We start from the raw sequence: 475 nt of genomic DNA on the forward strand, positions 1-475 counted from the left end.
ATCTAAACCTCTCCGCGCTGGACTGGTGTGACGAGCAGAACACCACCTTCCACCGGGGATTGGGTATTCCGCAGGACATCCACAGGGAGCGGTGTGGCTCTGTGGTTACGAAACTGAACGACAGCCCTGAATTGTTGCTCTACCTTTGCCCTGAGCGGAGGATTTCCTTTGACGGGTTTGTGAACTACGAGGGGCGGCGCTTTGGCGTCCCCTACGCCTATGGCGGCAAGACGGCCCGTGTTATGCGAAACGGCTCCTGCCTTTATATTTACTCCGCAGATATGGCCCGCCTGCTCGCTACCCATGAAGTGACCTGGGCTTACCAGGACAGCTTCTGTGCTAACCAGTATGCGTTCCCAGAGCAGCCGGAGGAGTTTCCCTCCATGCCGGTGAAAACGGTGATTAGGCAGCTCCCGCAGACCTCCACCGACCTCTCCTTGGAGAAGTTTAACTTCACCAAGGAGGACGACGAGGA

Annotated in this window: 1 protein-coding gene; it reads left to right on the plus strand. The window is 57.1% G+C overall.

Annotated elements, in window-relative coordinates:
- Positions 1-101: 101 nt before the first annotated feature.
- The coding region (locus tag H7U32_RS09960) for a Mu transposase domain-containing protein (protein ID WP_204469879.1) at positions 102-475 on the plus strand (374 nt) is incomplete at its 3' end.

Origin of the sequence: Bifidobacterium pullorum subsp. saeculare (assembly GCF_016899725.1) — a bacterium.
GTDB lineage: Bacteria > Actinomycetota > Actinomycetes > Actinomycetales > Bifidobacteriaceae > Bifidobacterium > Bifidobacterium pullorum_C.